Origin of the sequence: Antarctobacter aquimaris, assembly GCF_900184945.1 — a bacterium.
Lineage (GTDB): Bacteria > Pseudomonadota > Alphaproteobacteria > Rhodobacterales > Rhodobacteraceae > Maliponia > Maliponia aquimaris.
Window position 1 is genome coordinate 48,458 of the sequence record NZ_FXYF01000010.1, and the last position, 10,005, is coordinate 58,462.

Annotated in this window: 6 protein-coding genes; 1 reads left to right on the forward strand and 5 read right to left on the reverse strand. The window is 64.2% G+C overall.

What is annotated here, in order from left to right:
- Nucleotides 1-130: 130 nt before the first annotated feature.
- From tuf to rpsL, 4 genes are all read right to left on the reverse strand, one after another.
- A complete protein-coding gene (gene tuf / locus MAA8898_RS17105) occupies nt 131-1,306 on the reverse strand; it encodes an elongation factor Tu (RefSeq protein WP_094022243.1) in 1,176 nt (391 codons plus the stop codon).
- 90 nt (nt 1,307-1,396) lie between these two features.
- Nucleotides 1,397-3,520, reverse strand: coding sequence for an elongation factor G (gene fusA, locus MAA8898_RS17110; RefSeq protein ID WP_094022244.1), 2,124 nt, complete (start codon nt 3,518-3,520; stop codon nt 1,397-1,399).
- 25 nt (nt 3,521-3,545) lie between these two features.
- Nucleotides 3,546-4,016, reverse strand: a complete 471-nt coding sequence (rpsG, locus tag MAA8898_RS17115; protein WP_094022245.1) for a 30S ribosomal protein S7 — start codon at nt 4,014-4,016, stop codon at nt 3,546-3,548.
- Nucleotides 4,017-4,030: 14 nt separating this feature from the next.
- Entirely contained in the window at nt 4,031-4,402 is a 372-nt protein-coding gene (gene rpsL, locus MAA8898_RS17120) for a 30S ribosomal protein S12 (RefSeq protein ID WP_005862801.1), read from the reverse strand.
- Nucleotides 4,403-4,769: 367 nt separating this feature from the next.
- On the opposite strand from rpsL, the gene MAA8898_RS17125 reads away from it, so the two are divergent.
- Nucleotides 4,770-5,573, forward strand: a complete 804-nt coding sequence (locus MAA8898_RS17125) for a putative rhamnosyl transferase (RefSeq protein ID WP_094022246.1) — start codon at nt 4,770-4,772, stop codon at nt 5,571-5,573.
- A 175-nt stretch (nt 5,574-5,748) separates the two neighbouring features.
- Here MAA8898_RS17125 and rpoC read toward each other — a convergent pair whose 3' ends face one another.
- Entirely contained in the window at nt 5,749-9,996 is a 4,248-nt protein-coding gene (gene rpoC, locus MAA8898_RS17130; RefSeq protein ID WP_094022247.1) for a DNA-directed RNA polymerase subunit beta', read from the reverse strand.
- Nucleotides 9,997-10,005 lie beyond the last annotated feature (9 nt).

Sequence of the window (10,005 nt, forward strand, 5' to 3'; positions counted from 1 at the left end):
AGGAGGAGGACGGACCACCCGTCCCCCTCGTCGAACCCGGAATATGGAAGGCGGGGCCGGGCCCCGCCCTAAGAGTTCCTGGTATCGGCGCCATGCCTGCCACCCATGCGGCGGCAGGCAGGCGGTCCGGTTACTTCAGGATCTTGGTGACGACGCCCGAACCGACGGTCCGGCCGCCTTCGCGGATGGCAAAGCGCAGGCCGTCTTCCATGGCGATCGGGGCGATCAGTTCGACGTTGAACTTCAGGTTGTCGCCCGGCATCACCATCTCGGTGCCTTCCGGCAGGTTCACCGTCCCGGTCACGTCCGTCGTGCGGAAGTAGAACTGCGGCCGGTAGTTCTTGAAGAACGGCGTGTGGCGGCCGCCTTCTTCCTTGGTCAGGATGTAGACCTCGCACTCGAACTCGGTGTGCGGCTTGACCGAGCCGGGCTTGCACAGCACCTGGCCGCGCTCCACGCCTTCACGGTCCACGCCGCGCAGCAGCGCGCCGATGTTGTCGCCGGCCTCGCCGCGATCCAGCAGCTTGCGGAACATCTCGACGCCGGTGCAGGTCGTCTTGCGGGTGTCGCGGATGCCCACGATCTCCAGTTCGTCGCCGACGTTCACCACGCCACGCTCGACCCGGCCGGTCACCACGGTGCCGCGGCCCGAGATCGAGAACACGTCCTCGATCGGCATCAGGAACGGCTGGTCGGTGGCGCGCGGCGGCTGCGGAATGTAATCGTCCACGGCGGCCATCAGTTCGCGGATCTTGTTCTCGCCGATCTCCGGGTCACGGCCTTCCAGCGCGGCCAGCGCCGAACCGGCGATGATCGGGATGTCGTCGCCCGGGAAGTCGTAGACGGACAGAAGCTCGCGCACTTCCATCTCGACCAGTTCGAGCAGTTCCGCGTCGTCCACCTGGTCGACCTTGTTCAGGAACACCACCATCGCCGGGATGCCGACCTGGCGGCCCAGCAGGATGTGCTCGCGGGTCTGCGGCATAGGGCCGTCAGCCGCGTTCACCACCAGGATCGCGCCGTCCATCTGCGCCGCACCGGTGATCATGTTCTTGACGTAGTCGGCGTGGCCGGGGCAGTCGACGTGCGCGTAGTGCCGCGCCTCGGTCTCGTACTCCACGTGCGCGGTCGAGATCGTGATCCCGCGCGCCTTCTCTTCCGGCGCCGCGTCGATCTGGTCGTAGGCCTTGAAGTCGCCGAAATACTTCGTGATCGCCGCCGTCAGCGTCGTCTTGCCATGGTCGACGTGACCGATCGTGCCGATGTTGCAGTGCGGCTTGTTGCGCGCGAACTTTTCCTTTGCCATGGAAGTGGCTCCCTTTTCTTCTTGTCGGGTGCCGGGCGCGGGGCCCGGCCTACGGTGATGGGTAGGCCGGGCGTCAGCCCGGCATCCCGTTTAAGCGTACTTGGCTTGAATCTCGTCGGAGATGTTCTGCGGCACCGGGTCGTAGTGGTCGAACTGCATCGTGAACTGCGCGCGGCCCGAGGACATGGAGCGCAGGTTGTTGATGTAGCCGAACATGTTGGCCAGCGGCACCATCGCGGTGATCGCGATCGCGTTGCCGCGGGTGTCCTGCCCCTGCACCATGCCCCGGCGCGAAGTCAGGTCGCCGATGACGTTGCCGGTGTATTCTTCCGGCGTCACCACTTCGACCTTCATCATCGGCTCGAGCAGCTTGGCGCCGGCCTTCTTGAGACCTTCGCGCATGCACATCCGCGCGGCGATCTCGAAGGCCAGGACCGAGGAGTCCACGTCGTGGAACTTGCCGTCGATCAGCGCCACCTTGAAGTCGATCACCGGGAAGCCTGCCAGCGGACCGGAGTCCATGACCGACTTGATGCCCTTTTCGACACCGGGGATGTATTCCTTGGGCACCGAACCACCGACGATCTTGCTCTCGAACGAGTAGCCTTCGCCCGGCTCGGTCGGGATGATCTGCAGCTTGACCTCGGCGAACTGGCCCGAACCACCCGACTGTTTCTTGTGGGTGTAGGTGTGCTCGATCTTGTGCGAGATCGTTTCACGGTAGGCCACCTGCGGCGCGCCGATGTTGGCCTCGACCTTGAACTCGCGCTTCAGACGGTCGACCAGGATGTCGAGGTGCAGTTCGCCCATGCCCTTCATGATCGTCTGACCGGACTCGAGGTCGGTCTCGACGCGGAAGGACGGGTCTTCTGCCGCCAGACGGGCCAGGCCCGCCGACATCTTTTCCTGGTCGTTCTTGGTCTTCGGCTCGACGGCGATCTCGATCACCGGCTCGGGGAAGGTCATGGTTTCCAGGACCACCTGCTTCTGCGGATCGCAGAGCGTGTCGCCCGTGGTGGTTTCCTTCAGACCGGCCAGCGCGATGATGTCGCCGGCAAAGGCCTCTTCGATCTCTTCGCGGTTGATGGCGTGCATCATCATCATCCGGCCGACACGCTCGCGCTTGCCCTTGGTCGAGTTGATCATGCTGTCACCCTTCTTGAGGGTGCCCGAGTAGATCCGGGTGAAGGTCAGCGAGCCGACAAAGGGGTCGTTCATGATCTTGAACGCCAGCGCCGCGAAGGGCTGTGCATCGTCCGCCGAACGGGCGATGTTGCGCTCTTCGGTCTCGTCGTCCGGGCTGAAACCCATGTAGGCGGGCACATCCAGCGGCGAGGGCAGGTAGTCGATCACGGCGTTCAGCAGCGGCTGCACACCCTTGTTCTTGAACGCCGAACCGGCGGTCACGGGAACGAAGGCCAGCGACAGCGTGCCCTTGCGGATCAGCTTGCGCAGGGTGGCCTCGTCGGGCTCGATGCCGTCGAGGTACTTTTCCATCGCGTCGTCATCGACTTCGACGGCAACCTCGATCAGCTTGGCGCGCCATTCTTCGGCCAGGTCCTGAAGCTCGTCCCGAATCGGCTGACGCTTCCACGAGGCGCCCAAGTCTTCGCTCTGATAGACCCACTCTTCCATCTTCAGCAGGTCGACGATGCCTTCCAGCTTGTCCTCGGCGCCGATCGGCAGCGCGATGGGGGCCGGGATCGCACCGGTGCGGTCCTTGATCATCTTGACGCAGTTGAAGAAGTCGGCGCCGATCTTGTCCATCTTGTTGACGAACACGATGCGCGGAACCTTGTAGCGGTCAGCCTGACGCCACACGGTTTCGGTCTGCGGCTCGACACCGGCGTTGCCGTCCAGCAGGCAGATCGCGCCGTCGAGAACGGCGAGCGAACGTTCGACCTCGATGGTGAAGTCCACGTGTCCGGGGGTGTCGATGATGTTGAAGCGGTACTTGGTGTCCGAGGTGCCTTCGGCGGTCGGATCTTCCTGACGCTGCCAGAACGTGGTGGTCGCGGCGGACGTGATGGTGATCCCGCGTTCCTGCTCCTGCTCCATCCAGTCCATCGTCGCGGCGCCGTCATGCACTTCGCCGAGCTTGTGGGACTTGCCGGTGTAGTAAAGGATACGCTCCGTCGTCGTGGTCTTGCCGGCGTCGATGTGCGCCATGATCCCGAAGTTGCGGTAGCGGGTGAGGGGATAATCGCGGGCCATGTGTCAGGTCCTTGAGCTAATGAGTTTACCAGCGGTAATGGCTGAACGCCTTGTTGGCGTCGGCCATCTTGTGGGTGTCTTCCCGCTTCTTGACCGCGGCACCGCGCGACTGCACGGCGTCGATCAGTTCGCCGGCAAGGCGCTCTTCCATGGTGTGTTCGTTGCGGGCGCGCGCGGCGTTGATCAGCCAGCGGATGGCCAGTGCCTCGCGGCGCTCGGGGCGCACTTCGACCGGAACCTGGTAGGTGGCACCACCGACGCGGCGCGAGCGGACCTCGACCGACGGCTTGATGTTGTCCAGCGCTTCGTGAAAGATTTCCACGGGGGCGCGCTTGACCTTGGTTTCGACCCGCTCAAGCGCGTTGTACACGATGCTTTCGGCGACGGACTTCTTGCCGTCGTACATCAGGTTGTTCATGAACTTGGTCAGAACGCGGTCGCCATACTTGGCGTCGGGCAGGACTTCGCGTTTTTCGGCGGCGTGACGACGAGACATCTGTGATTATCCTCTTACTTGGGACGCTTCGCGCCGTACTTCGAGCGGCGCTGCTTCCGGTCCTTGACGCCCTGGGTGTCCAGAACACCGCGCAGGATGTGGTAACGCACGCCGGGAAGGTCCTTCACCCGGCCGCCCCGGATCAGGACCACGGAGTGTTCCTGAAGGTTGTGGCTTTCGCCGGGGATGTAGCTGATCACCTCGTAGCCGTTGGTCAGACGCACCTTGGCCACCTTCCGCATGGCCGAGTTCGGCTTCTTCGGTGTGGTGGTGTAGACGCGGGTGCAGACGCCGCGCTTCTGCGGGCACTGCTCGAGGTGCTGCGACTTCGAGCGCTTGACTTTGGGCTGCCGCGGCTTGCGGATCAGCTGCTGGATCGTGGGCATTCCGGATACTTCCCCGTGCTTCTCACATTTGTGCTGCACGGGTCATCCCGTGCGGAGGTTCATGTTGTGGGGCCCCGCGATGGCGCGCTGCCCCGGTTCGGTCGCGCCCGCGAGGAAAAATCCCGACGACGCAAAAAACCGCATGCGTTCCCTCGTACACGGGAACGACGCGGTGGGTGTCCAGAGGATCGGGGCACAAGGCCCGGATCTTGACCGCTTGGTTCTGTAAGGCGCAAAGGCCACGGCCGATGCGAATTAGCGGCGCGTATAGGGGGAGTCGCGGACCTTGTCAACAGCCCACCGGGCTTGCCCCCGGCACGCGCCGGTGTCATGCAGGAGAGAGTGTCATGCACCGCCGGACCGGAACATGCAAGTCATCGGATTCTGTCGATTTTCCTATCCCGCCGAGGGCGGTTTCCAGGTCGAGCACGGCTCGCTGTCGGAACGCATGGACTACCTCTATGCGCCGGCCCGGATGGAAGAGCGGCTGCGCCATTTCGAGTGCCTCTGCCTGCCCGGCCTGAAGGCCCAGACCGACCCCGATTTCGTCTTTGCGATCCTGGTGGGCGACGCCATGCCCGCGCCGTGGAGGGAGCGGCTGGCGGCGCTGATCGCGGATTTTCCGCAGGCCATGGTGGTGTCCCGCCCGCCCGGTCCGCACCGCAAGGTCTGCCAGGAGGTGATCAACGGGCTGCGCGACCTGTCCCGGCCCTGCCTGGAGTTCCGCCACGACGACGACGACGCGGTGTCGGTGGATTTCGTGGCGAAGTTGCGCCAGGCGGCGGTCGACGTGGCGCCACTGCTGGCGCGGCACCGGCTGGTGGGTTTCGACTGGAACCGCGGCTATGTCGGCAGGCCGGACGCGCAGGGCCTCTGCGCCGAGGTGCAGGTGACCCCCTACTGGGGCGTGGCGCAGGCCGTGGCGGTGCAGCCAGGCGTGCGCCAGAGCATCATGAACTTTGGCCACAACAAGCTGAACCAGTTCATGCCCACCGTGACCTTCACCGATGAGATCATGTACCTGCGCGGACACAATGACCACAACGACTCGCGCCAAGGGAAACATGTGAAGCGGGTGAAACTTCCCCGTCTGGACGCCGAGGGCGAGGCCGATGTGAAGGCGCGTTTCGCCATTGATGTCGACCATGTGCGCCGGGTGTTCGGGGGCTGAAAGCCGCTTCGAAGCGGCTTGAAAAAGCGGTTTCGAAACCGCTTTCAAAACGCGTTTGCAAACGCGTTTTTCCAAGGCCATTCGAATGGCCTTGGTCCGCCCCGTTCCCATGCACGCGAAGAAAAGCCCGCTCCTGAGGAGCGGGCTTTGTCATGTTCAGGCCTGAAAGCGGCGCTTACTCGCGGCTCTCGGGCGTGTCGACGATCAGGGTGTCGAACTCGTCGCCGCCCACCACGTCTTCCATCATGTCCGGGGCCGCCAGCGCGGCGGCGGCTTCGGCCTCCTCGCGGCGGGCCTCGATCACCACGTTGTCCCGCTCCTGCGCGATGCGGCGCACCTTCTTGGTCGCGCCACCGGTGCCCGCCGGGATCAGACGGCCGACGATGACGTTCTCCTTGAGGCCCACCAGCTTGTCGACCTTGCCCTGAACAGAGGCTTCGGTCAGCACGCGGGTCGTCTCCTGGAACGAGGCCGCCGAGATGAACGAGCGGGTCTGCAGCGAGGCCTTGGTGATGCCCAGCAGGATCGGTTCGCCCTGTGCGGGGCGGCCGCCCTTCTTCTCGACCTTGGCGTTCGCCTCGTCGAACTCCATCTTGTCGACGTGCTCGCCCTTCAGCAGCGTGGTGTCACCCGAGTCCTGGATCTCCCACTTCTGCAGCATCTGGCGGACGATGACCTCGACGTGCTTGTCGTTGATCTTCACGCCCTGCAGCCGGTAGACGTCCTGCACCTCGTCGATCATGTAGTTGGCTAGGGCCTCGATCCCCATGATCGACAGGATGTCGTGCGGGGCCGGGTTGCCGTCCATGATGTAGTCGCCCTTCTGGACGAAGTCGCCTTCAGCCACCGGGATGTGCTTGCCCTTGGGGATCATGTATTCCTTGGGCTCGAGGCTCTCGTCCACCGGTTCGATGGTGATCCGGCGCTTGTTCTTGTAGTCCTTGCCAAACCGCACGTAGCCGTCGATTTCCGCGATGATCGCGTGATCCTTCGGACGGCGCGCCTCGAAGAGTTCGGCCACCCGCGGCAGACCACCGGTGATGTCCTTGGTCTTCGCACCTTCGCGCGGGATACGCGCCACGACGTCGCCGGCCTTGATCTCCTGCCCGTCTTCGACCGACAGGATGGCGTCCACCGACATGGTGTAGGTGATCGGGTTGCCCTGGTCGTTGCGCACCGGCTCGCCGTCGGCATCCATCAGGATGATCTCGGGCTTGAGCTCGTTGCCCTTGGGCGCGGCCCGCCAGTCGATCACGATCTTCTGGGTCATGCCGGTGGCATCGTCGGTCTCGTCGCGCACGGCGATACCCGTCACCAGGTCCACGTGTTTGGCGATACCGTCCTTCTCGGCGATGATCGGCAGGGTGTAGGGGTCCCACTCGAACAGCTTGTCGCCGCGCTTGACCTGCTGGCCTTCGGTCACGAACAGCTTGGAGCCGTAGCCCAGCTTGTGCGACGCGATCTCCTCGCCCTGGTCGTTCAGGATGAGGATCTGCATGTTGCGGTTCATGACGATCTGCTCGCCCGCCGCGTTCGAGATCAGCAGCGGATTGGCAAAGGCCACCTTGCCGTTCTGGCTCGACTCGAGGAACGAGCGCGACGAGCCCTGCGCAACGCCGCCCATGTGGAAGGTCCGCATGGTCAGCTGCGTGCCCGGTTCACCGATCGACTGCGCGGCGATGATGCCGACAGCCTCGCCGACGTTCACCTTGGTGCCGCGCGCCAGGTCGCGGCCGTAGCAGGTGGCGCAGACACCCTCCTCGGCCTCGCAGGTCAGCGGCGAACGGATGCGCGCCGATTGCAGGCCCGAATCCTCGACGAGATCCGCGGTGCGTTCGTCGATCAGCTCGCCTTCACGCACCAGCATGTCGCCGGTCTCCGGGTGCACCAGGTCCTCGGCCGCGACGCGGCCCAGGATGCGCTCGCCCAGCGTGGCGACCACTTCGCCGTCGTTGATCGCGGCCACGGCGGTGATCGCCCGGTCGGTGCCGCAATCGTTCAGGCGGATGATGCAGTCCTGCGCCACGTCCACCAGACGGCGGGTCAGGTAGCCCGAGTTCGCCGTCTTGAGCGCGGTGTCGGACAGGCCCTTGCGGGCGCCGTGGGTCGAGTTGAAGTACTCGAGAACGGTCAGGCCTTCCTTGAAGTTCGAGATGATCGGCGTCTCGATGATGTCGCCGTTGGGCTTGGCCATCAGGCCGCGCATGGCACCCAGCTGCTTCATCTGCGTGACCGAGCCCCGCGCCTTGGAGTGCGCCATCATGTAGACCGAGTTCGGCTCCTGCTCGCGGCCCTGCTCGTCGTAGCGCTTGGCCGAGATGGTGTTCATCATGGCCTCGGTGACCTTGTCGTTGCACTTCGACCAGGCATCGACGACCTTGTTGTACTTCTCACCCTGGGTGATCAGGCCGTCCATGTACTGCTGTTCGAAATCCTTGACCTGGTCGCGTGTCTCGTCGACCAGCGTCCACTTGTTGTCGGGGATCACCATGTCGTCCTTGCCGAACGAGATGCCCGCCTTGAACGCCTCGACAAAGCCCAGCCGCATGATCTGGTCGCAGAAGATGACCGACTCCTTCTGCCCACAGTAGCGGTAGACGGTGTCGATGACGGTCTGTACGTCGCCCTTGCGCAGCAGCCGGTTCACCAGTTCGAACGGTGCCTTGGCGTTGAGCGGCAGCAGGCCGCCCAGCCGCACGCGGCCCGGAGTGGTTTCAAACCGCTGCCAGACCTCGTTGCCTTCCTCGTCGATCTGCTTGACGCGGCACTGGATCTTGGAGTGCAGGTGCACTTCGCCGGCGTTGAGCGCGTGCTCGACCTCTTCCGGCGAGGAAAAGACCATGCCTTCGCCAATCATGCCCTCGCGCTGGATCGACACGTAGTACAGGCCCAGGATCATGTCCTGCGACGGAACGATGATGGGCGAGCCGTTGGCCGGCGACAGGACGTTGTTCGTCGACATCATCAGCACGCGCGCTTCCAGCTGGGCCTCGAGGCTCAGCGGGACGTGCACGGCCATCTGGTCACCGTCGAAGTCCGCGTTGAAGGCCGAGCAGACCAGCGGGTGCAGCTGAATCGCCTTGCCCTCGATCAGGATCGGCTCGAACGCCTGGATGCCCAGGCGGTGCAGCGTCGGCGCGCGGTTCAGCAGCACCGGGTGCTCGCGGATGACCTCGTCGAGGATGTCCCAGACCTCGGGACGCTCCTTTTCCACCAGCTTCTTGGCCTGTTTGACGGTCGACGACAGGCCCTTGGCCTCGAGCCGCGAGTAGATGAACGGCTTGAACAGTTCCAGCGCCATCTTCTTGGGCAGGCCGCACTGGTGCAGCTTCAATTCCGGGCCGGTCACGATGACCGAACGGCCGGAGAAGTCGACCCGCTTGCCCAGAAGGTTCTGGCGGAAGCGGCCCTGCTTGCCCTTCAGCATGTCCGACAGCGACTTCAGCGGGCGCTTGTTGGCACCGGTGATGACGCGGCCGCGGCGGCCGTTGTCAAAGAGGGCGTCGACCGATTCCTGCAGCATCCGCTTTTCGTTGCGGACAATGATGTCCGGCGCGCGCAGTTCGATCAGCCGCTTGAGGCGGTTGTTCCGGTTGATCACGCGGCGGTACAGGTCGTTCAGGTCGGAGGTGGCAAAGCGGCCGCCGTCCAGCGGTACCAGCGGGCGCAGTTCCGGCGGGATGACCGGGATCACGGTCAGGATCATCCACTCGGGGCGGTTGCCCGACTCGAGGAAGGATTCCACGACCTTCAGCCGCTTGATGATCTTCTTGGGCTTCAGCTCGCCGGTGGCTTCCTTGAGGTCGGCGCGCAGGGTCTCGGCCTCGGACTCCAGGTCGATGGCGGCCAGCATCTCGCGGATCGCCTCGGCGCCGATGTTGGCGGTGAAGGCGTCCATGCCATACTGGTCCTGCGCGTCGAGGAATTCCTCCTCGGTCAGCATCTGGCCATAGGTCAGGTCGGTGAGACCGGGCTCGATCACCACGTAGTTTTCAAAGTAGAGCACGCGCTCGAGGTCGCGCAGTGTCATGTCCAGCATCAGGCCGATGCGCGAGGGCAGCGACTTGAGGAACCAGATGTGGGCGCAGGGCGCCGCCAGCTCGATATGGCCCATGCGCTCGCGCCGGACCTTCTGCAGGGTGACTTCGACGCCGCATTTCTCGCAGACGACGCCGCGGTACTTCATGCGCTTGTACTTGCCGCAGAGGCACTCGTAGTCCTTGATCGGGCCAAAGATGCGCGCGCAGAACAGGCCGTCACGCTCGGGTTTGAACGTGCGGTAGTTGATGGTTTCGGGCTTCTTGATCTCGCCGAAGGACCACGAGAGGATCCGTTCGGGCGAGGCCAGCGAGACCTTGATCTCGTCGAAGGTCTTGACCGGCGCAACCGGGTTGAACGGGTTGTTGGTGAGTTCCTGGTTCATGTCTTGTCC